This window comes from Desulfotomaculum sp. 1211_IL3151 (genome assembly GCF_036763075.1).
GTDB lineage: Bacteria > Bacillota > Desulfotomaculia > Desulfotomaculales > Desulfotomaculaceae > Desulfotomaculum.
The window spans coordinates 84,003-107,545 of record NZ_JBAIYV010000025.1; the positions used below are offsets into that span (position 1 = coordinate 84,003).

Annotated in this window: 14 protein-coding genes; all 14 read left to right on the forward strand. The window is 47.3% G+C overall.

Going from position 1 to position 23,543, the window contains the following annotated elements; translation table 11 throughout:
• Positions 1-13 precede the first annotated feature (13 nt).
• The 14 genes from V6C11_RS05365 to V6C11_RS05430 all read left to right on the forward strand — a co-directional run bounded on the left by V6C11_RS05365 (position 14) and on the right by V6C11_RS05430 (position 23,534).
• Entirely contained in the window at positions 14-7,426 is a 7,413-nt protein-coding gene (locus V6C11_RS05365) for a DEAD/DEAH box helicase family protein (RefSeq protein WP_442886035.1), read from the forward strand.
• 65 nt (positions 7,427-7,491) lie between these two features.
• On the forward strand, positions 7,492-7,836 hold the full coding sequence (locus tag V6C11_RS05370) for a DUF6664 family protein (RefSeq protein WP_333530069.1): 345 nt from the start codon (positions 7,492-7,494) through the stop codon (positions 7,834-7,836).
• Positions 7,837-7,910: 74 nt separating this feature from the next.
• Positions 7,911-8,873, forward strand: a complete 963-nt coding sequence (locus V6C11_RS05375) for a DUF3991 and TOPRIM domain-containing protein (RefSeq protein WP_333530070.1) — start codon at positions 7,911-7,913, stop codon at positions 8,871-8,873.
• A 135-nt stretch (positions 8,874-9,008) separates the two neighbouring features.
• On the forward strand, positions 9,009-9,209 hold the full coding sequence (locus tag V6C11_RS05380) for a helix-turn-helix domain-containing protein (RefSeq protein ID WP_333530071.1): 201 nt from the start codon (positions 9,009-9,011) through the stop codon (positions 9,207-9,209).
• Between the two features lie 48 nt (positions 9,210-9,257).
• Positions 9,258-11,246, forward strand: a complete 1,989-nt coding sequence (locus tag V6C11_RS05385; protein WP_333530072.1) for a Druantia anti-phage system protein DruA — start codon at positions 9,258-9,260, stop codon at positions 11,244-11,246.
• A 4-nt stretch (positions 11,247-11,250) separates the two neighbouring features.
• Positions 11,251-12,816, forward strand: coding sequence for a hypothetical protein (locus V6C11_RS05390; RefSeq protein WP_333530073.1), 1,566 nt, complete (start codon positions 11,251-11,253; stop codon positions 12,814-12,816).
• Positions 12,816-14,303, forward strand: coding sequence for a hypothetical protein (locus V6C11_RS05395; protein WP_333530074.1), 1,488 nt, complete (start codon positions 12,816-12,818; stop codon positions 14,301-14,303). Before V6C11_RS05390 ends, V6C11_RS05395 begins: the two co-directional genes overlap by 1 nt.
• Before the next feature lies 1 nt (position 14,304).
• Complete coding sequence (locus V6C11_RS05400; protein WP_333530076.1) at positions 14,305-18,906, forward strand: FtsK/SpoIIIE domain-containing protein; 4,602 nt, start codon at positions 14,305-14,307, stop codon at positions 18,904-18,906.
• A gap of 14 nt (positions 18,907-18,920) precedes the next feature.
• Positions 18,921-19,601 (forward strand): DNA/RNA nuclease SfsA, encoded by a 681-nt coding sequence (locus V6C11_RS05405; protein WP_333530077.1) that lies wholly within the window; start codon positions 18,921-18,923, stop codon positions 19,599-19,601.
• Between the two features lie 296 nt (positions 19,602-19,897).
• On the forward strand, positions 19,898-20,236 hold the full coding sequence (locus tag V6C11_RS05410) for a plasmid mobilization protein (protein ID WP_333530078.1): 339 nt from the start codon (positions 19,898-19,900) through the stop codon (positions 20,234-20,236).
• Positions 20,229-20,465, forward strand: coding sequence for a hypothetical protein (locus V6C11_RS05415; RefSeq protein ID WP_333530079.1), 237 nt, complete (start codon positions 20,229-20,231; stop codon positions 20,463-20,465). The genes V6C11_RS05410 and V6C11_RS05415 overlap by 8 nt, the downstream gene beginning before the upstream one ends.
• A gap of 3 nt (positions 20,466-20,468) precedes the next feature.
• Positions 20,469-21,860, forward strand: a complete 1,392-nt coding sequence (locus V6C11_RS05420; protein WP_333530080.1) for a relaxase/mobilization nuclease domain-containing protein — start codon at positions 20,469-20,471, stop codon at positions 21,858-21,860.
• Positions 21,811-22,626 (forward strand): DUF3801 domain-containing protein, encoded by an 816-nt coding sequence (locus V6C11_RS05425; RefSeq protein ID WP_333530081.1) that lies wholly within the window; start codon positions 21,811-21,813, stop codon positions 22,624-22,626. The genes V6C11_RS05420 and V6C11_RS05425 overlap by 50 nt, the downstream gene beginning before the upstream one ends.
• Positions 22,627-22,631: 5 nt before the next feature.
• A complete protein-coding gene (locus V6C11_RS05430; RefSeq protein WP_333530082.1) occupies positions 22,632-23,534 on the forward strand; it encodes an ArdC-like ssDNA-binding domain-containing protein in 903 nt (300 codons plus the stop codon).
• Positions 23,535-23,543 lie beyond the last annotated feature (9 nt).

Below are 23,543 nucleotides of genomic sequence, written 5' to 3' on the forward strand. Positions count from 1 at the left end.
GGAGGGATAAGCGTTGGCAACAAAACTGCAACTGATTACAGCACTTTCGGAGAGTACAACCCGCGCCGCGGTAAAAAATCCGGCCAACTGGACTGCCTTCCTGGTAACGGCGGCGCACAATTATAAATACCCATTTCAAGACCAGCTTTTGATTTATGCACAGCGCCCGGACGCCACGGCCTGCGCGGAAATTGAATTGTGGAACAAACTGGGCAGGTGGGTAAACCGGGGCGCAAATGGCATCGCCCTCATTGATGACCGCGGGAGCCGCCTTACCCTGCGCCATGTATTTGATCTATCCGACACCAACAGCCGACAGAACCGCCCTATTTATCTTTGGGCCATGCAGGGCAGATATGCCGAGGCTGTGACGGAAACGCTGGAAAATACCTTTGGCAATCTGGACGACAAGGCTGATCTGCCTGCCGCGCTCATTTCCGCAGCGAAGAACGCCGTGGACGATAATTTCCCCGACTATCTCTCCGACTTGATGGACTGCCGCGAAAACAGCTTTCTGGAGGAACTGGACGGTTTTAATGTCGAGGTTATCTTTAAAAATGTGCTAAAGTCCTCCGTAGCGTATATGGCCTTAACCCGCTGCGGCTATCCTGCCGACGAATACTTTACCTTTGAGGATTTTCAGGATATCGTCAGCTTCAATACGCTGGATACCGTTTCCCACCTGGGAGCCGCCACCAGCGACATTTCCGAAATGCTTTTGCGGGAAATCAGCGCAACGGTCAGGGAACTGCAAATTGCCGAGAAAAAACAAAGCACCTTTGCAAAAAATCAGAATGTGCGCCACAATGATAGCGTAAATCGAAACAATAATTCTGAAAGGAATGGAGAATATGGAACTGACTTACACGCGGCAGGGCGATTACCTGCTTCCCGACCTGACGCTGCCGGAGGAAGAAGCGCACATCGGCAAATATGGGATGTTGCGCAAGACATACCTGAAAGACAACAGGAAAGGGATATACACCAGCCTGATGCTGTCGGGCAAGCTGAACAGCCACCTGTCGGAGATCGGCCAAACCGCGAGGGAGCGCATCGAACTGATGACAGCGCAGCTTTTGGAGAACGACCCCGCGCCGGACAAAGCGACCGACCCGATGGGCTGGACGGGACATATGAACAGCCTGAAACATCTGGCGGAGGAAGCGGTGCTGACGGAACTGATTTACAATTAGCATGGCATGACCGAAAAACGGAGGACAGAAGTCTTCCGTTTTTTCATGCCGATTCATTGATTAAGGAAATTCTGCGCTCCACCCCTCACCTGAAAGCCACAAAGCAGGAAATCGCGGAGTTTTATGCCGCCCATGAGGACCGGGACGAGCGTATCGCATATATCAAAAGCATTTTCAACAAGGACTATACCGAGCTGCTGATTAACAATGACCACCGCGTCGGGTACAAAACCTATGCGAATGTCCTGCATCTGTGGGAAGGCAGCTATGCCGCCAGAACCTCGCAGGGCTACTACGATTGGGGCGTTATTGCCGGTTATTATGACAGCATGCTCCTGCTGGGCGAACTTCTGGATAAACCGCCGCTTCCTTCGGAACAACAAATGACCTTGATTGAGCAAGCGGAGGCCGAAAAAGCCTCCGCTTTTTCTATGCCCCAGGAAGCTATCGACGCGATCCTGCAGCAAGGAAGCGGCGTTCAGGGCGGCAAATACCGGATTTATCTTCAATTTCAAAAGAACGCTTCCGCAAAGGAAAACGCCGACTTTCTGAAAAATGAATACGGTACCGGCGGGCGCGGGCCTACCCTGACCGGCACGGACATTGACGAATGGCACGATAGCAAGGGCATCAAGCTCACCAGCGGGAAGTACATCGGTCCTAACACAAACATCCTGCTGTCCTGGGCAAAGGTGCAAAAGAGCATTAGTGAGCTGATTGCCGCTGACCGCTACCTGAACCGCAGGGAAAAGGAGCGGTTACCTGCTTATGAAAGAGAACTGGAGGAACGCCGCCAGCAGCTTGCTGAGCAAGCCTACGCCCGGGAAATCCTGAAAAGGGAACCTGCTCCCCCTGCTCCTGAGCCGCCGTCACGGGAAAACGCGCATTATGTGTTTTCCCTAGGCGACACGGTATATCTTGGCAGAAATGAATACGAGGTCTTTTCCTTTGACGCCAGCACGGTATATCTCCGCGATGCGCAATTTCCCTTGTTCAATAAAGAGCTTACGCGAAACGACTTTGACCGGATGCTGCGGGAAAATCCTCTCAATGACCATCTGATTGCTGCCAAACAGGAAATCCCTGCAACACAGGCGGGAGCTCCTGCGGAGCAACCAGCCGAAAAAGAAATGGCCGTGGGTACGGAGCTTTCCATCGACGGCCGGCACTTCTCCATTGACAGCATCAACGAGGATGCCGGTACGGTCAGCTTGCGGGATATTACCTTCCCGCAAGGCACAAGCTTTGCGATTTTCCGCAAAGAAAGCATCGGCTCTGTATGCCGCGCCCTGGAGAAGCAGACGGAACCTGTCTGGCAGAAGGTACAGGGCGGTGAGGTGTCCAAAGTCCGCATTCACCTTGTACAGGAAGCCCCCAAGCAGCCCCACGTCAATTTTCATATTACCGACGATAACCTGGGTGTAGGCGGCGCAAAAACCAAATACGGCTGGAATGTTGCGGCCATCCGGTTACTGAGCCGACTGGAGGAAGAAAACCGCCTTGCCATACCGGAGGAACAGGAGATCCTTTCAAAGTATGTCGGCTGGGGCGGCTTACCCCAAGCGTTTGATAAAAAAAATTCTCAATGGGTAAAGGAATACGCCGAACTAAAGAGCCTGCTTGACCCGGACGAGTACGAATCCGCAAGGGCTTCCACCCTAAACGCCCATTACACGTCACCCACCGTCATCAAGGCCATTTATACCTGTTTGGCGAACATGGGCTTTCAAACCGGCAACATCTTGGAACCCGCCTGTGGCATCGGCAACTTTTTCGGTTTGGTGCCGGAGAGCATGGCAAATTCCAAGCTGTACGGTATTGAACTGGACAGCATCACGGGCCGGATCGCCAAGCAAATTTATCAGCAGGCCAATATCGCCGTGCAGGGCTTTGAGGAAACCAACCTGCCCGACAGCTTTTTCGACCTGGCCATCGGCAACGTGCCCTTCGGCAGCTACTGCGTCGCGGATAAGAAGTACGATAAGCACAAGTTTTTTATTCACGACTACTTTTTCGCTAAGACCTTAGACAAGGTACGACCCGGGGGCATCATCGCCTTTGTGACCTCCAAGGGTACAATGGATAAGCAAAGCCCTGAAGTGCGCAGGTATATCGCGCAGCGGGCGGAGCTTTTGGGGGCCGTCCGGCTTCCCAACAATGCGTTTCTTGCCAATGCGGGAACCGAGGTCACAACGGACATCATTTTTTTGCAAAAGCGCGACCGGGTAATCGACATTGAGCCGGATTGGGTATATATTACCGCCACAAAGGAAGGCGTGCCCATCAACCACTACTTTGCCGACAACCCCGATATGGTGTTGGGCACGATGGCCTTTGACGATCGCATGTACGGCAACCAAAATGAAACCACCTGCAACCCTCATGAGGATACCGCCCTTGCCGAACTGCTCCACGAGGCTCTGGAGAACATCCACGCGGAAATCACGGAATATGAGCTGGATAAGCTTTCCGATGACGCAGATGCCTCCATCCCGGCAGATCCGTCTGTTCGCAATTTCAGCTACACCGTGGTGGAAGGGAAGCTCTACTACCGGGAAAACAGCCGAATGAACCCCGTAGAAACCTCCATTACGGCAGCAGGCCGCATCAAGGGCATGATTGCCCTCCGGGACTGCGTCCGAGAACTGATCGAATACCAGACCGAGGATTACAGCGATGAGGTCATCAGGGAGCAGCAGCACAAGCTCAACCGCCTATACGACGCCTTTACCGCCAAGTATGGGCTTATAAACAGCCGCGGCAACAGCATGGCCTTTGAGGATGACAGCTCCTACTACCTGCTTTGCTCTCTGGAGGTATTGGATGAGGACGGCGAGTTGGAACGCAAGGCTGATATGTTTACCAAGCGAACCATCCGCCAGCGCACCACCGTGACCCATGTGGACACCGCCACCGAAGCCCTGGCCATTTCTATCGCGGAAAAAGCCTGCGTGGATATGGGCTTTATGCAAAGCCTGACCGGACTTTCCGAGGAACAGCTTGCCGCCGACCTGCAGGGTGTCATCTTCCGCAGTCTCGGGGAACAAGACCCTGCAAATGTTCCGAAAGCCTTTTTTGACATCACCCGCTACCCCTATGTCACCACCGACGAATATCTTTCCGGCAATGTGAGGAATAAGCTGCGGCTTGCCAAAGGGCTTGCGGAAATGCGTCCCGACCTTGCGGAGCAGATTGCCCCAAATATCAGGGCTCTGGAGGCGGTAAAGCCGAAGGATTTGGACGCCTCCGAAATTGATGTGCGTTTAGGCGCGACCTGGCTTCCTCCGGATGTGGTCAAGGACTTTATTTTTGAACTGCTGGAAACACCCTATATGTACCGCCGTTATATCGATGTTTTATATTCAAACTATACGGCCAGCTGGAACATCAAAGGTAAAAGTGACGACCGCAGCGACAACATCAAGGCCAACGTAACCTATGGAACCCAACGCATCAATGCCTACAAGATCATTGAGGATACCCTTAACCTGCGGGACGTGCGTATTTTCGACACTGTTTATGAGGACGGAAACGAAAAGCGCGTCCTGAATAAAAGAGAAACCGCTATCGCGCAGCAAAAGCAGGAGGCCATCAAGGAAGCCTTTCAGAGCTGGATATGGAAAGACTCAAAGCGCCGGGAACGGCTCACGCGGATTTACAACGACCTGTATAACTCCAACCGTCCCCGTGAATATGACGGCAGCCATATCAAATTTACCGGCATGAACCCGGAAATCACCCTGCGCAAGCATCAGGTGGATGCTGTTGCACACGGTATCTATGGTGGAAACACCCTCCTGGCTCATTGCGTGGGCGCGGGCAAAACCTATGAAATGACTGCTATCGCGATGGAAAGCAAGCATTTGGGCCTGTGCAACAAAAGCATGTTTGTGGTGCCGAACCACCTGACCGAGCAATGGGCCGGGGAGTTTTTGCAGCTTTATCCAAGCGCCAACATCCTTGTGGCCACCAAAAAGGACTTTGAAACCAAGAACCGTAAAAAGTTTTGTGCCCGTATCGCCACAGGCGACTATGACGCGGTGATTATCGGGCATAGCCAGTTTGAGAAAATCCCCATCTCCATAGAACGTCAAAGAAGTCTGCTGCAGGAGCAAATATCAGAGATCACCAACGGCATACAGGAATTAAAGGAGGCCAAAGGAGAACGGTATGCCGTCAAGCAGCTTGAAAAGACAAAGAAATCACTGAAATTGAAGCTGGATAAGCTCAACGATACCAGCCGAAAAGACGATGTGGTGACATTCGAGGAATTAGGCGTTGACCGGCTCTTTGTAGATGAGGCGGATTTTTATAAAAACCTGTTCCTCTACACTAAGATGCGCAATGTAGCCGGACTGTCTCAAACCGAAGCACAAAAATCCTCCGATATGTTTATGAAGTGTCGCTACCTGGACGAACTCACCGAGGGACGCGGCATTATTTTTGCGACCGGCACTCCCATTTCCAATTCCATCACCGAAATGTACACCATGCAACGATATCTGCAATACAAGCTGCTGCAAGAAAAAGGCTTGCAGCATTTTGACTGCTGGGCTTCGACCTTTGGGGAAACTGTGACCGCCATCGAGCTTGCGCCGGAGGGCACAGGCTACCGCGCCAAAACGCGGTTTGCCCGGTTCTACAATCTCCCGGAACTCATGTCCATGTTCAAAGAAGTTGCAGACATCAAGACAGCTGACATGCTGAACCTCCCTGTGCCAAAAGCGAATTACCACAATGTTGCTGTCAAGCCGAGCGGATTTCAGCGGGACATGGTGAGAGAGCTTGCGGAGCGCGCTGAACGGGTACGCAACAAGGAGGTTGAACCATACGAGGATAACATGCTCAAAATCACAAACGATGGGCGCAAGCTGGCCCTTGACCAGCGCCTTGCCAATCCCATGCTGCCCGATGATCCTGACAGCAAGGTAAACGCTTGTGTGGAAAATATCTTCCGCCTCTGGCAGGAAAACCGCGATAAAAGGTTGACACAGCTTGTATTCTGCGACCTTTCCACCCCCAAAGGTGACGGAAATTTCAACGTGTATGACGATGTGCGCCATAAGCTCATTGTCCGCGATGTTCCCGCCGATGAGGTGGCATTCATCCACGACGCTAATACTGAAACCCGCAAAAAGGAGCTGTTTGCAAAAGTCCGCAAGGGGCAGGTCCGCACCTTATTAGGTTCCACCTTTAAGATGGGAGCAGGAACCAATGTGCAGGATAAGCTAATTGCCCTCCATGATCTGGATTGCCCGTGGCGGCCCCGCGACCTGGAGCAGCGATCAGGGCGTATTGTCCGGCAAGGCAATAAAAACCCCGAAGTGCATATTTTTCGGTATGTAACTGAAAACACCTTTGACGCTTACCTCTATCAGATACTTGAAAACAAGCAGCGGTTTATATCACAAATTATGACCTCCAAATCCCCTGTACGCTCTGCCGAGGACATTGACGAAACGGCTTTGAGCTATGCCGAGGTGAAGTCGCTTGCAACGGGGAATCCCCACATCAAAGAAAAGATGGATTTGGACATTCAGGTTTCCAGGCTGAAACTCCTGAAGGCTAACCATCTTAGCCAGCGGTATGCTTTGGAGGACAGACTGCTCAAGCATTTCCCACAGCAAATTAAATTCACCGAGGAACGTATTGCCGGGTATGAAAAAGACCTTGCCCTGTTCGAGCGGTACGGCACATCGGAACCCGCTTCAGAAAATGCTGAGGACAGCAAATTTGCGGGCATGACCATTAAAGACGTGACCTATCCCGAAAAGGCGCAGGCGGGCGCGGCCATTCTGGAAGCCTGCAAACTGATGACCTCACCGGAGCCGCAGGAATTGGGCAGCTATATGGGCTTTCCCATGATGTTTTCCTTTGACAGTTTTGGCAAGCAGTACGAAATTACCCTGCGCGGTGCTCTGAGCCATAAGGTGACGTTGGGCACAGACATTTTTGGCAATATCACCCGATTGAACAATACGCTGGCTGAAATGACAAAGAAACTGGAATATTGCCGGGAACAGCTAAAAACACTCAATCAGCAGATGGAAACGGCCAAAGAGCAGGTTGACATTCCCTTTGAAAAGGAGCAGGAGCTTCAAGCCAAATCCGCGCGGCTATCCGAACTGAATATTCTGCTCAACATGGATAAACGGGAAAATGAGATTGTTGACAATGAGCCGGACGAGGACAGAGATTTTCCTGAAAAGAAAGTCGTAGGCTTCGAAAGATAACCATTGCCCATACCTTTGCCTTAGAAGCCTCCCTTATTTATATTAAAGGCAAAGGGAGGTGTGCAATGAGCTATTCAAAGGATTCCCAGGATTTTGTTCTGAACAATTTAGTCAAACGAGTGGAAGAATTATTCGGCGAAATCGACAGTGATATTGCCACCAATCTGCTTCACAGCAACGAGGAGTATAGCAAGCTCTATTACAGACTAATAGAAATACAACAGCAATATCCAGCCGTACAAAAAGCTGTGGACGGTGAGGGCGGCGTATCATTGAACAAAGACGAACATAAGGCACTGATTGAATATTTACGGGTGTATGAAGAGACAGACTCTATGGAACGTTTGGAAGCTTATTTTCAAGGACATGCGGACTGTATGGCCTATCTGAAAAGAATTAGTGCATTATGAACCTGCAACAAAATAACCTATCAAACAGCATCGGTAAATATCCGGTGCTATTTCATTTTCAGAGGTGATAAATAATGCCCTATGTTACACAGGAGCAGATCGAGCGCGCGAAGCAAATGGACCTGCTGACTTATCTGCAATATTATGAACCCCATGAGCTGGTACGCTTTTCCGGCAATGTCTATACCACGCGCACCCATGACAGCCTGAAAATCAGCAATGGGAAATGGAACTGGTGGTCACGCGGCATCGGTGGACGCTCTGCCCTGGACTATCTCATTAAGGTGAGAGGCATGACACTCCCCGAAGCAGTGCTTCAGATAGACGGACAGGCGGCCCTTGCGCCGCCTGTTTCGCTTAAAAAAACAGAAACGGAAGGACCAAGAAAGCTTCTTTTACCGGAGAAATATGAGAACAACGACCGCGTAGTGAATTACCTCTTAGAACGAGGTATACAAATTACGCTGATAGACTATTGTCTGGATACCAGGCGACTTTATGAAAGCCGCCCTTATCACAATGCCGTCTTTATCGGTTTTGACAAAAATGGTACGCCGAAATACGCAACTCTCCGTGGAACTACAAAGCGGCGTTATATAGGTGAAGCCAACGGCAGCGACAAGCATTTCTCCTTCTCTATCCCTTCCCTGCAGAAAAGCTCAAAGCTGCACCTGTTTGAAAGCGCCATTGACCTTTTATCCTATGGAACATTGGAACTACTTTCATGCCGGGATTGGCGGGGGGATAATTGCTTGTCCCTTGCGGGGATTTATAAGCCAAAGAAAAATATCGAGGAAAGTACGCCACCTGCCGCACTTATGCAGTATCTCAAAGATTTTCCGCACATCAGCGAAATTGTCCTGCATTTGGATAACGATACACCGGGGCGGCTGGCTGCAAGAACCATTATGACCCTTCTTTCACCGTCATATGCAGTGTCCAACGAACCTCCGAAACGCGGAAAGGACATGAACAATTACTTAAAAATTGTATTAGGCATAAAACTGCAGAAGGAACCCGATCATTGTAGCCATTAATGCATCTAATTGATCTAATTGTCTCAATTATATTGTGAGAACAGAAAAAAAATCGCGACATCTCATAAGATTTTACCGAATTTTGTGATACAATAAAAAATGATTTATATCCTTGATGTGTATGAGGTGTACGATATGGGAGTCAGTTATAAAAAGCTATGGATGCTAATTATTGAGAAGGACCTGAAAAAAACGCAGGTCCGTCAAATGGCTAACGTCAGTGCAAGTACCTTTTCAAAAATGAGTAAAAACGAATATGTAGCTCTGGATGTCTTGGTTCGCTTATGTATTGCCCTTGATTGTGAATTAAGTGACATCGTCGAGATTATTCGATAATTAATCCTAACATGCAATTTAATTATTCGATCCTGGAGGTCACTTTTTATGGCAATTGAGGCAAGCGAAATATCAGAAATATTTTCTCCTGCACTGAATGAGGAATACGCAGGTAGATTTCAGTGCTTAGTTAAGAGACTCGGAGAGGTCTTCCCTAATTATAGGGATTTATTAATAAAGCAAGAGATAATTGCTACCGAAGACAGTATCCCTGACAACGATTTTGAAGGGTTAAGATACATAGCAGCCCTTAGGGTTCTGTATGATTTAACTCAGCAGGGCTGGGGCCTTGAGGTACAAAACAATATAGAGCTTTACTTGACGATGCTTACTGAGAATTCTAACAACAAAGACTATATCCGGAATCGCTTGAGCACCGAAAGAAAGGCGCAATTTAAGGTCAAATCAACGCTACGCTTTATTGAGCATATGGAGCGTGTAAAGGTATATCATGGTCGTAAGATATCCATTAAAAACCTGATCGGCAGCAAAGAGGCTCTGATCCAGGCTATTAATAATAAGCAGCGTGTCGTTGATCCCTATATTCAACTAGTAACTCATTCAATTGATGAGCATACGGGCTATCGTGATACAGACATATGGAGATATTTCAGGTATACCTGGTCTATCCCGTATAAATCCATGCCGGGACGAAATCTGTTCTACCTTGTAAGGGATCGCGCACAGGAATTTCATCCGGTCATTGGTATCTTCGCATTAGGAAATTCCGTGTTAAATTTGAAGGTTCGTGATAATGAAATTGGCTGGACAGTAGATGCCATTCGCTCTGCATTAAAGCGCAAAGCCTCTAAGGAAATCAGCACTCAGGAGGTAAGTCAGACTAACGGTAAAACAGTAACCTCTAAGCGAATACAAAATTTAGAAACTGAAAAGGAGCATATAGCCAGGATTACAGCTTATTCTCCTCAAATCATGGATGTTCTGCTTAGGAATTTGAAAAATGCGATCAATGATATATATGTACAGGATCTTGGCTATCATAGGGGAACCAAATATCCATCAGAGAAAACAATTAACGAGCTAAAAAGCCTATATGAGGAGTTGCGCAAGCAAGCAATAGATAATAAAAAAACAGCCAGGGTTACGGACTGGGAGAGTGAAACAAAGGAGATTCTTTTCAAAAAAAAGCGGACCTTCGAGCTGGCAAAGCTGCTTGACGCAATGCGCTGGTTCAATCACTTTAAGTGCGACAGCTATACAAAATGGCTTGATGCTATGATAAAAAGTGAGCAAGGTCGTAAAGCCATAAACGTCGCTCTTGTTGCGAATAGAAAAACAAAAATCGGCTCCAATATGATGGAGATCATCGTATGTGGTGCTATACCACCCTACAATGAGTTACTGGGCGGTAAGCTAGTGAGCATTTTAGCCTGCAGCCCTATTGTAATCCGCGATTATACTGAGAAATATGCAAACCAAGTTAGTGAAATTGCATCTCGAATGAAAGGTAAAAGAGTAATTCGCGACAGTCGGCTTGCCTTTTTAGGTACGACCAGCCTCTATTCCTTGGGAAGCAGCCAATATAATCGAATCAAGGTTCCGATAAATGATGACTTTACTCTCCAGTTTAAGAAAATGGGAATTACTGAGGGCTACGGAACCGTTTATTTCTCCAAGGAAACCACCGATGCAATGATGCACCTTTTAGAGCTTCAGGATGGCGGGCGCAGAATAAACCATGTTTTTGGCGAGGGTACAAGCCCCCGCTTTCGCTTAATCAGCAGAGGGCTCAGCACAATAGGCATTAAAGCTGACGCTTTTCTGAAGCACTATTCTCCAAGGATTGTATATTCGATGGAGTTGGCATCAAATACAAATGAATTTCTCCTTGGCTATACAGATGAGCTGAATTACCCTTTTGACATCACCAACGATGAGGATATTAGAGCAAAAACGCAGGACATGATCGAATATTGGTATAAGCGATGGATGAGTAAAAGGCTTCAAACCGTTGATATTATTCAGCGGCTCCAGGACTTTACTCCCGAAAGCATCATACTGAGCTATACGAGGTGAGGTTATGAACAGCCTACAATTTATCAAAAAGCTCTATAACGGGAAGAATTGTTATTCTGACTCTCTTACTGAGGACGAAATAGCCCTGCTCCATATTCCCTCCGGCGTTGAGCGAATCGTTGAGGAAATGGTGGATGCCAATCGCATCGTGTTTCTCACCGGAAATCCAGGTGACGGTAAAACGTATATTATTCGTGCCATGGAAGCAAAGCTGGCACAAAAGGGTGTTTATATCGAAAAGGATATGAACAGTGTCACTGATGAGAAAATGAACGATGTCATCAGAAAAATTGTTGAATGCTACCACAATAATAAAAGCTGCATAATTGCAGCAAATGAATTCCCGTTCTTTAAGCTTATAAGAGCCTCAAGAGAGCTTGCTCCAGAGCTACATAATGAGCTGATAAATGTGAAAAAAAACGTTATTATTTATGACTATTCTATCTTTCAGCTGCGCCGTATTTGCATCATAGACTTAAACGAGAGAAATTTGCTTGATAAGGATCGTAGCATGGTTCCATCCATTGTAAGCAAATTTGTGGAGCTATTAAAGGACAGCGCTGGTGTTAATCCTGTGCTTGACTATAATGTAACGGCACTGCAAAACAAGCTTGTAATTGATCAACTTCTGCGGCTTTTTAATCTGGTTGCAATGAGCGGAGAGCATTTTGCTATTCGAGATGTCCTTGGTACGCTTGCCTATGCCATGACTACCTGCACAGTAGATGACGAGGATATTAATAGCTATTACTATGATGCATTGTTCTCTGGCGAAAACGAGCTAATGTCCTTTATTGCTCAGTTTGATCCCGTTCTCCTTTCTAAACCCAGCCTGGACGAGCAGCTATGGAACGGGGAAAAAACAGACGGCTGGCTTATGGGTGCCCCTCCAAAATGGCCAAAAGAGCTTACTGATGAAAGCGTCGAGGAGGCAACAAAGCTATTTAAATCTATAAAGCGTAAATTCTATTTTGAAAACATATACTCCAAGGGGCTAAGCGAACTTCAGCCTGTTGATTACACTTACTGTGAAAGCATTTTTGTAAGCCTAGGCAGTACACGCAGTAAAAGAGGCATCCTTAACATGCTTATTAACTCAATGAATCGTTTGTTTCTGTCAACAGACGATGAAAAGGAGCGGTTAAGAATTTGGACCTCGCACAGCTATGATCTTAGCCGTGAAACTGGCGCTGCCGTCTCAACAAAATATGTCGATGCCTTAGATCTTGATTTGGTCTATCCTGAGCCAATCTCCTGGCTGAAGGATATGGAATTTACACCAGACAGCCTTGTTATAAAGCTAAAAAGGGACAATAACTCACCGAAGCTCGAAATAGACGTGACGTTATTGCGTGGTCTTATAAGCATTAAAAATGGATATCCTGCCAGTCTGCTTTCGAGGCAATATGAGCAGGCTATCTCCCAGTTTACACAGGCCTTAGCCGCAACCTCCGCCGCAAGAGACTATGGTGATGGAGAGCTCTTGATAGCCAACCGACGAGAGGGCTCAAGGAAAAAGATATTTATTGAGGACAATAAATATAGCTTTCATGACGGGGGTGAATTCTAATGGCGCGTGAAGTAGATATATTAGATGAATATGGTGCAGAAATTGGGGCTGCACTTGGCTTCAATACAACCTCGAATTCTACAAAGCCTCTTTCCATTGCAAACGCCTTATTCCGGTCCTGCTTGAGGACAATTTGTGACACTAAGGACATTCATGAATGGATTGTAAGTGAACGAAGAAATAGCGATAGAATTTTAAAGTCATCAGAAATACGAGATAAATATCAGCATATTCTGGTACGTGGTGCGAATGAGTCAATTGACGACATTAAGGAGGCTCGGTTCGTCCTTGAGCAAGTTTTCAATCCTGATTCAACAGTTTATCCAAGCTATCAAGATTCTGTAATGAATATACCTTCACGTTGGCTTGTACGCCCTTCCTTTAAGGCTGAAGCAAGGATAGGGGATTTCATTTATGAAATCCTTAGCTGTCCCATTAATGGAAAGGCTTCTCCTGCGATTGAGCTTATAAAAGCTGCTCTTAAGGATGACGACGACGATATCTCTCGCCTCATAAAACCAATATTAACAAGCGCTTATAAGGATAAGGAGCGCATATTGGATGTTGAAATCAACATCCAAAGCATTAGCTTAAATAGTAGCAAACAGGCCATAAGAAAGGGCTTTGATAATCTGACCGCAAATATGCATTATACTGGTCAAGCCCGCAACTCACTTCTTGTGCTGAAACGTATGGTAAATTACGCCGCTTTTGCGTCGTATTATTATTTGGTTGACGTAAATAACGCAGAATACAAAGGCGATAGGATTCCGCTTTTACTTGATTCCTTCTCTGATTTAGATGCCATTGAGCGTGCAAGTGAGCTGTGCTACATTGCATGTAAAAAGTCTGTTGAAGCGTATGCCGTTAACCTGCTTGAGGATATCATACGTAGGGAAAGGCTTGTAGCGGACATTACGAGTGTGGACGCATGCAGAGCTTTCATTAAAGGCATGCCGTTAAAGTCTGCTAAGGAGAGGAAGAATGCCCGTGATGCCTTATTACAATACTTTGAAACCTTTTATGCTGGCGGAGATGAACCATTAAGAGCCTTGTCGCGGGCACTTCAGTTTGCTATCTATACGTTTACATACCCAAACAATACTCCCTCCGATTTCTGCCGCGTACTGGGAACAAGAGCGGGATTGGTAGGACCCGGTGGCGGAGCTAAGTTTAAGAGATTGCTTATTCATCGCTTTCTGCTTGAAACCATTGTTTTAAGCACTGTAAACCTGAAGGGCATGCCCGATGGCATTGAGCTACGTGAGCTTGGAGAGCTTTTGAGATCGCAATACTACATACTAATTGGTACCGATACTGATAAGGATTATTCCTTATTGGATCAAGCTAAAATTGCGCAAGACGCACCTGAGGATTTACGCGGTGAATTAGCAAGCAATGCCCGCTCCATTGCCGATATGCTTATTACCATGGGCTTGGCAAAAAGATATGCCGATGGTGTTACTATAATAGGATGGGGGCTGTAAAATGCAAACGCTTCTAACTAAGGTAATTATTCAAGCTGTAATGGCCAAAGAAAATGCAGATGGCTTTGGCGTTTCCATAATAAATTTGCCAGAGCTGGACTACAGCCTGCTAGTCCAAGGCATTAAGCAGCGCAAGCGCTTAGAAATCTATTTTCTCGGCTTTCAAAGAGAGCAGCTTGCGCATTTGCAAAGCAGCCTTCCTCAAATTAATGATGTTTGCTATTTCTTTACTGTAGAGGAGGCTGAGGACTCCAGAAACAGTGGTGCCGAGGATGTATTTCGAGTGCATATCGTAAAAAATCAGGAGCTTGAAAAAGTATCCTCGTTGCGCTGGTACGACACTATAGGCATGGATCAGGTATATAAAAGAAGCTGCGAATATGTGAGGAAAACTCTCTCGCCCTCAAATGATACCATTGCAAACCTGCTTAAAGCCCTGGGGCGTCAAGATATCAGAAGCATACTGAATTTTGAAAGGGTGCTTTGCTACCTTGAGGCATTGCTTAACACCCCATCAGAGCAATTACCACAGGCCATATCAGACAATCTGTATATGCTGGGCCTGCTTGCGCATAAGGGCTTTGGAATAGGTGCGCCGACAATAGATGACTTCCGCTCAAAAATAAAACGTAATCACGAGCTGACCCGAAAAATCAGCAGCCTTGAGCAAAAGGAGCGTCAGAATATCACAAGCTACGCCTCCGTTAACCCTGACAATGAGCTAACAAGGCTAATCCTAAACTATTATCGAACAAGGGATATTGAGCTATTAAGGCAGATGGATGTTGACGAGGTTGAAAAATGCCTGAAAAGTGCCGCAACATCGACAGGCTCTAATCCAAAGAAAAATTCTAAGGCTTCAACAGTAAACGCAACCACTGCTGCGGCACAATTAGTATTTGATAATGATCTCGATCAAATTGATGAGGTTATTGATAAGGTACAGCAGGCCGTCGATGAGCGCTCGGACACTGACAAGGCTGATAAGGTGGAAATATCCGTAGGCAGCGCAAAAATGAAGATCTATGTTGAACCTACAACTGAAGCCATTGCACAGACTGTATCAACAGAGGAATATTGGGGTGGCAGGATCTATGCAGAGGTAAAAAACCCCAAGGACGTTCTTGACGCACTGAAAAAATATGAGCTCGACCCTTTTGATGCCAGCTACACCAACAAACGTATCAGAGAGTATTTAAGCAGAGCAAAACGATACATCACTGATTCTGAGGCCGCCGAGGAAATTTTCTCATCCTTTGAGGCGTTTGCTTTATGCAGGGAAAAAATACTTCCTTATAGCAAGCGTCTGCAGGATATCCCTATGCTTCAGGTGATTAACAAATATAAGGACTTTGCAGAATACCTTTCCTCCTATGAACGGCTGCTGATCTCAATTAAAAATCATTTTGCGGTCCTGTGGAGCGTGGATTCAGTTGGAGCAAAGGATATTGTCAACACCATTATCTCTCTGGACTTTTTATATGTGCTTGGTACAGACAGTAGCCATGTGATCCCTACACCACTCCATCCCCTTTACCTGTGGAAATACATTAAGCTGGCACAGGAGATGCTGGAGTCGGGTAGGCTTGAGGATGGTCAGGACTGCTATCTCTCGGAGGATGACAAGACCTTCATTATTCGTAAGGCTGAGGATATCCCAGATCCTCTGACATTGGTGCTTGTGCCGAACAGCATTGCTGAAAGCTCTGAATGCCTGCCAATTGCAGGCAGAATTGGTTGCTTGCCAGTATATTCCACCAAGCCTCAAATCAACGAGGGTGAAACGGGGATGGAGGCTGTGCAGCAGGGCATTATCCGGTATATGTGCCTTTATCCGCATTCAAGCATGATGCTACGCATTACCCTTATAAATCCTCCCACAGTAGAGGCTGTCGTCGATATGCTCAAAAGGCTTGATAAGGATAAGGAATTTGCAGCCTTTGGTTCGGTCGGCATTGATCTGTCCATATATCGAACCAAGGAGGCTTCCTCTGATTGGATGGAGATTCAAGACAAGTCCTTGAATGAGGGAATGCTTGGCAAGATTAAGGGCAAAAAGTCCGGACGCTTTAACCTTTCAATTGTAAACCAAAAGCTCTCATACACAGAAATTATTTGCAGGCTAAATCGTGAGCAACATCTACTTGTCGTTTTTGATCCCAATGAGAAGCAAATTGATTTGGCACGTAATAGCCGACATATCCATATCCATCCCCTATGCGTACCCAAGGTCTATGAATACAACCGTATTCAGGGGAGTGTAAGAATTCGACCTGCTAACGAGGGCGGAATATTTGCTGATTATGCAGGAATCCTGGAAAAGCTTCGTGAGCAGCCCTCATCCTTTGGACATCGAAGCGTATTTATGAATTCTCCCCTGCAGGAGGATACCTACAAGCAACTGCTTGGTCTTGCAGACTGGCTGATGATCCTTGACCAGAATCTAAAAAGCTGGGATATATCTCTGCGGTCAGCAAGCGAAAAGCTGTTTTATAAGGGCTATGATTACCGTTCCATCGGGATATATTCAAAAAACAGCGGTAAGTTCGTCCTCGGCTACAATCAGCTTATTGCGTCCTTGGGTAACTATATCCCAAATGATGACGGCGTTAAAAATGTTATAAGGGCAATAAGAGACATTAATGATGATGGACTGCTGAGCATTGCCTCACACTCCACAAATAGCATTTTTGATCAAAATCATGGCAAGGGCAGCCTTGGACTTGCACTTGCCGCAATACACTACAAGCAAAGGCACCCGGCATCACTTTTGGTAGGCCTTGATACTCAGCTTGCCCGTGAATGGTTGTCGGATCGCGAGGATGGTAAACTTCCAGATTTAATCGGACTTCGGTTTTCTTCGCAGGATACTGCACCACAGATTGATATTATTGAGGTCAAAACTCATGCCGACTACACCATTACACAGGGTACTATCTCTGGACATGCTGTGGAGCAGACCTTAATACTTGAGGGATTATTGAGTGAAATGTTTGGCTATAGCGAGAAAATCACCACTGTATCACGAAAGGAAATTCTCCGAGAACAAGTCTTTGAGTGCCTGTTCCATTCAGAGCTATCGTCTGATGAAAAATATGAGCATACTCAATGGCTTAATGGGCTGTTTGCTGGTAAGTACGCCTTTGGCCTTACAAAGACAATATGTCATGTCGATTTTGAAAGTGCTACGACCTCTGAGGAGATATATCCTGGCGAGGGCGATGCATCACATGAAAGCTTTAGGCTACTTAGGCTTGGCAGCTCGGATATACAGGCTTTACTTACTAACACAGAAACTACTCATCTGGAAAGTACCCCTGATCCGGTACCCTCAAATATGCAGGAGACACCGGTGGAGCAGGCTACCCCTGCTACTCAGGAGCAGTCTGCTGAACAGCCAGGAGCGCATGCTGCTGTAGAGGAACACTCACAGAATGCTGATGACACTGCATCGACGGCAAAAGCACAAGCTGACGAAGGACAGACTCTCTCAGCATCTGTCAACGAGCCTGTGATTAGCCCTGAGATCAAGGAGAAATGCATTCGCCTGAATATTATCCTCAAGGGGTATGGAATTAAGGCTAACCCTGTGGATGAAAGCCTTGTACAGCAGGCCGCACGCTTTACACGTTTCAAAATTGAGTTGAAGCCTGGCGAGACTATTAAAAAGCTGATGGATAAGAGCCAGGATATTGCACGTGAGCTTGAAGCCTTTGGTGAAATCTTCATTGATAATATTAAGGGTACCCGATATGTTGGCATGGATGTTCCCCTTGCAGACATTGGAAAGCCCTTGATACTGCTCGAAAATCTGCATAGGCTAAATAATGGCGCAGGCTCACTTAATGTCTTAGCTGGACAGACACCAGATGGCTCATATCAGCTTATTGATTTGGCAAGAGCTCCTCACATGCTTATTGCAGGAACTACCGGCTCAGGCAAAACAGTATTTTTATACTCAATAATCGTCAGCCTGTTACAGAAGCTTGGTCCAGAGGATTTGGAGCTTCTTATTGTAGATCCAAAGCAGACAGACTTTCATTTCTTCGAGGGTATTCCGCATCTTCGAGGGCAAAGGGTTCTGACTGATGCCAATGAAGCACTGGATGCGTTAGAGCTTATTAATAGTAAGGAAAAAGAGATACGTACCCAGCTTATTCGTTCAGTTAATAGTCGAGATATTGATTCCTATAACGGAAAAAATCCAGATAAGCGCATGAAGCGATTGGTTGTAATAATTGATGAGTATGCAGATTTAGTGCAGGCCGCAGAGCTACAGGGTAAGGATGTGCGAAGGAGTTTTGAAACCAATCTCTGCATGCTTGCTCAGCGAGTACGTAATTTAGGTATCCATTTAGTCATTGCTACTCAGCAGCCCAGAGCAACAATTGTAACCTCATCATTAAAGGCCGTGTTACCATATCGTGCATCCTTCAGGCTGCCCTCTCATGTCGATTCTCAGACGATTCTGGATCGCGCTGGTGCCGAGGATTTGCTAGGCAAAGGCGATATGCTGCTGATGACCGATAGTGATATCATTAGAATGCAAGGCTTTTATATTTCTGAGGAGCAGCTATTAAGCTTCATCGAGTCCAAAAAATAAGGAGCATAACACGTGTGATTTCATCAGAGAAGCCCATAGAGGGCATATTCATAAAAGAGCGGAAAAACCGCTTTATATGCGAGGTTATGGTGGAGGATGAGGCCATAGAATGCTATGTCCCATCCTCCTGCCGTCTTGATAATTTCATCGACCTACATGGAAAGCGAGTGCTTCTGCTCCCGACAGAAGCACCGAGCGCAAGGACAAAGTTTTCATTGTTTGCCGTTCCCTATAAGCGCAATCATATCTTTCTAAACATTGGAAAAGTCAACAGTGTGATTGAGCGAGATATTAAAAAAAGATGCTTTTCCACTCTCGGCAAACGGTCTGAAATTTATAGGGAATATAAAATCGGCTCTTATAAAAGCGATCTATTCATCGCAAATAGCAGCACTCTTCTGGAGGTTAAGAGTATACTTTCTTTAAGGAAGGGCGCGGTGTTTCCAACCGTTTTTTCTCAGCGAACCCTCAAGCAACTTAAAGAGATATCCTCATTGATGGATAGAGGATATAATGCAGCCCTTGTCATTGCTTCCTTGAGTCCGTATGTGGAGCAGATCCAAATTGATCGTGTTTCACCATTTTACGAAGTATTAATGCCCTGCATTGAAAAGGGTATGCAGCTACTTGCTGTATCCTTACATATTATCCAAGGCGAGGCACGAATCAAGAGGAAAATCAAAATAGAGTGGTAAGCTCAAATACAAAGACCACCTATAAAAATAATCTAATTAAATATTAAGATGAGCAGGGCGATGACCTCCTGCTCTTTCTTTTTCGGCTGGTTATCCTTGAGAACAAGCGTAACCACTCTTTCAACACAAGACCCTGTCTTGTGTTGCAGCAAGCACTGAATTTGGCTATCCAAATTCACTTGTTAGGGGCTTCTGCCCCTAATACCCCTTACGCTTCTCTCTATTTTAATTACAAAATCAATGTTAATTATGAAGGACGCCGCGCTTTTGCACCCTGCACGAAAGGAGCCTGAACGATGAGAAAACGGGGAATTCCAGTCCTTATCCGGCTCAATGTCCAGGAACAACAGAACCTTGCCAAGCAGGTAAAAAAATCAGGACTTTCACAGGAAGCATTTATTCGTTCCCTTATCAACGGCTATGTACCCAAGGAACTGCCCCCTCCCGATTACTTTTCCATGACGAGAGAGCTTCATGCCATCGGCAGCAACCTGAACCAGATCGCGGCAAAGGCCAATGCCACCGGGCATATTGACACGACGGTATTTCAGTATGAAGCCAACCGGCTCAGAAAGGCGGTTCAGGATATTATACAGGCGGTCACAGCCCCGGAAAGGAGGAATACCGATGGATGAGAAAATGCGGCTAATCAACCGCATTGCTCAAAATTTTGCGGACTACAAGACAAGGATGCTCAAGCCGGACAGCCAAGCCGTCTTCGAAGAAGCAGAAGAAATCTCCGCTTATACGCAGGCTTATCAATATATGACGAAAAATCACCGCAGTAAGCCGGGAGAATGTGATAGGCAAGACAGTCTTGCGGATTACCCTATGGTAAAAAAACATGGAGAACCGGAGCGATGATCTATGGCAACCACAGCAATATGGGATATAACCGACCGCCTTGACCGAGTGATCGACTACGCCACCAATCCTCAAAAGACAGAGAACCTTGATTTTTCCAGCCCCGACTTTCGGGGCATGCGAAATGTGTTGGACTATACTCAGCAGGATGCTAAGACCGAAAAGCAATTCTATGTAACCGGAATCAACTGTGATATTGATACCGCCTGTGAGCAAATGAGCCGGACTAAGCTCCAATTTCAAAAGACGGACGGCATTCTGGCCTTTCACGGCTACCAAGCCTTTGCACCGGGAGAGGCCACCCCTGAAACCGCTCATGCTATCGGCGTAAAGCTGGCAAAAGGGCTATGGGGCGACCGCTTTGAAGTAGTAGTCTCCACTCATCTTGACAAGGAGCATCTTCATAATCATTTTGTCCTGAACTCCGTATCCTTCATTGACGGCAAGCGGTATTACGACAACAATGCCACCTATGCCCTCATGCGGCAGACCTCCGACCGGCTGTGCCGTGAATACTCCCTGTCCATCATTGAAAACCCAAAGCCGGGCAATTCCAAGCACTATGCCGAATGGAAGGCCGAACAGGAAGGTACACCCACCTGGCGGGGCTTAATCCGTGAGGATGTGGATAAAGCCATTGCTGCCTCCATGACCTTTACTCAGCTTATTGCTTCCCTCCGGGGACAGGGCTATGAGGTGAAAACCGGCGTGAAATATATAGCGGTTCGACCCCCGGGAAAGGAGCGTTTTGTCCGGCTCAAGACTTTGGGGAATGATTATACCGAGGAGGCCATCAAGCAGCGCATCCTGCAAAATCGGAGTCCCAAACGCCCTCCGCCTCTACCGGAGCCGAAACAAAAACGCTATACCATGAAGAGCCCTGTAAAAACCAATAAAAGGATAACCGGCCTGCGAGCCCTGTATTTTCACTATTTATATAAGATGGGGATTCTCCCCCGGAAACGTGCGTCCAGCAAACGGACGCATTTTTTATTGCGCGAAGATCTCCGGCATCTGGCGGAAATCACCGCGCAAACCAAGCTGCTCTGCGCTCACCTTATTTCGAGCAAGGAACAGCTTTTAACATATCAAAAAAGCGTGGAGCAGGAAATGAGCGCCCTGTACACCGACCGTAAATCTTTATACAACCGAATACGCCGCTGTAAAAACGAGGAACAGATATCGGCATATAAGGCGCAAATCAAAGAGCTTTCCAAAAAGCTCTCCCTGCTTCGCAAGGAGGTGAAGCTCTGTACGGGTATCCTCTCCCGTTCCGGGGAGATGCAGGAAAAGCTGTCCCGGATTAGGCAGGAGGAAATTGAGCAGCGAAAGGAGGAAAAGACCTATGAACAGCGGGGCCGACGCAGCGGATCAAATCGTCAATATGAGTCTTAAAGGGATTGAGGTGGTTGCCAAAATCTCCGGCGAGGGTGCAAAAAACCTTGTCACCTATCTGTATGCCGTGCTGAAGGACCAGAAAAAAAACAGGGGCAAAACCCGCCTGGAAAGCCTTTTACGCAGCGGCAAGGAGCTAAAAGTCTTTGCGGTCAGAAACGAGGACTTAAAGCAATTTACCTATGAAGCCAAACGCTATGGCGTTCTGTACTGTGCGTTGCGTGACAAAAAGAGCCTGGACGGGATGTGTGACATTATGGTGCGGGCCGAGGACGCTTCTAAAATCAACCGTATTGTGGAACGCTTCAAGCTGGCGACAGTAGATACCGCAAGCATCAAGAGCGAAATCCAGAAATCCAGAGCCGCTAAACAAGCGGAGAAAACACCGGATGAAAAAGCCTCTGCCGAAAAAGGAACACCCACCGAAAAAAGCACGGACGATTTTCTGGATGAGCTTATGGCAAAGCCCGACCCGCCGGAGCCGGTCAAGGAGCAAATCGACAACCCAAACCCCACGACGGCGAAGACGGAGAAACCCCTTCCGTCCGAGCCTACCTCCGAATACAGCGGGAAATCCGCCGAGGGTACGAGTGAGCCGGAACGGAAATCCGTCCGTCAGGAGCTGAAGGGAATCCGGGAGGCGCAAAAGGAGCAAGCGGAACCCAAGCGTGAACCGGCCAAAGAGAAATCTAAAGCCGACAAAATGCCATCTAAATCCAACGGGCCGAAAACAAAGGCCAAATCTAAAAAACCGAAAGCGAGGTAAACCCTATGAGTAATTTTGATGATCTTTTCCGGCGTGAAAATGAGCAGCCCGCCCTTCAAAACGGCCTTCCCTTTGACAAGGAGGCATGGGCTCAGAAAAAGCAGGAGCAGCGGGAAATGGTCTATGGCATGATCGACGACACGGCAGCAGCCGTATCCCAGGACGGCACAAAGTTTCAGGGCTATCTGGATATGCAGAGCCGTTTTGACCGCTACAGCGTATCCAACGCTCTTTTAATCCTTGCACAAAAACCCAATGCCACCCGCATTGCGGACTTTGACACTTGGAAGGAGCAAGGCGCGTACATTCGCAAAAAGGAATCCGGATTCTACATCCTGGAGCCAGGCGAGGAATACCAGCGTGAGGACGGAACCACCGGCATCAGCTACAACCCCAAAAAGATGTTCGACATCTCTCAGACCGGGAATAGCCGCAAGCGGGAAACACCCTCCTATTCCGATGAGCGTACCCGCCTCAAGGCACTGATGGATCACGCGCCCACCCCCATCCGTATCAGTGAAACCCTACCGAGCGGCGTGAACGCCCTGTACCGGCCGGACACGCGGGAAATCCAAATCCGGCGGGGCATGGACGCGGGCAGCATCTTCCGCGCTCTTTCCCAGGAGCTTGCCCACGCGGAAATGGACAAAGGCGACGGAAGCTACAACCGCACCAAGCATGGTTTTCATGCTTATTGTGCGTCGTATATGTTATGCAAACAATACGGCGTGGAAACAGGCGGCTTTTATCATTTTGACGGCGCTCCCCAAGAGTTGGCCGCACTGGAACCACAGGAGATCCGCGCCGAACTGTCCGTCATCAGGGAGGCTGCGGGAGAAATCTCCGGCCGGATGTACCGGATGCTTAACCAGCAGCGGCAGCAAAAGCGGCAGGAGCCGGAACGATAATGGGAGGAA

Excerpts from the sequence above, each read along its gene's own strand:
- V6C11_RS05370 (WP_333530069.1), top strand. The coding sequence starts at position 7,492 with ATGAGCTATTCAAAGGATTCCCAGGATTTTGTTCTGAACAATTTAGTC.
- V6C11_RS05375 (WP_333530070.1), top strand. The coding sequence starts at position 7,911 with ATGCCCTATGTTACACAGGAGCAGATCGAGCGCGCGAAGCAAATGGAC.
- V6C11_RS05380 (WP_333530071.1), top strand. The coding sequence starts at position 9,009 with ATGGGAGTCAGTTATAAAAAGCTATGGATGCTAATTATTGAGAAGGAC.
- V6C11_RS05385 (WP_333530072.1), top strand. The coding sequence starts at position 9,258 with ATGGCAATTGAGGCAAGCGAAATATCAGAAATATTTTCTCCTGCACTG.
- V6C11_RS05390 (WP_333530073.1), top strand. The coding sequence starts at position 11,251 with ATGAACAGCCTACAATTTATCAAAAAGCTCTATAACGGGAAGAATTGT.
- V6C11_RS05395 (WP_333530074.1), top strand. The coding sequence starts at position 12,816 with ATGGCGCGTGAAGTAGATATATTAGATGAATATGGTGCAGAAATTGGG.
- V6C11_RS05400 (WP_333530076.1), top strand. The coding sequence starts at position 14,305 with ATGCAAACGCTTCTAACTAAGGTAATTATTCAAGCTGTAATGGCCAAA.
- V6C11_RS05410 (WP_333530078.1), top strand. The coding sequence starts at position 19,898 with ATGAGAAAACGGGGAATTCCAGTCCTTATCCGGCTCAATGTCCAGGAA.
- V6C11_RS05415 (WP_333530079.1), top strand. The coding sequence starts at position 20,229 with ATGGATGAGAAAATGCGGCTAATCAACCGCATTGCTCAAAATTTTGCG.
- V6C11_RS05420 (WP_333530080.1), top strand. The coding sequence starts at position 20,469 with ATGGCAACCACAGCAATATGGGATATAACCGACCGCCTTGACCGAGTG.
- V6C11_RS05425 (WP_333530081.1), top strand. The coding sequence starts at position 21,811 with ATGAACAGCGGGGCCGACGCAGCGGATCAAATCGTCAATATGAGTCTT.
- V6C11_RS05430 (WP_333530082.1), top strand. The coding sequence starts at position 22,632 with ATGAGTAATTTTGATGATCTTTTCCGGCGTGAAAATGAGCAGCCCGCC.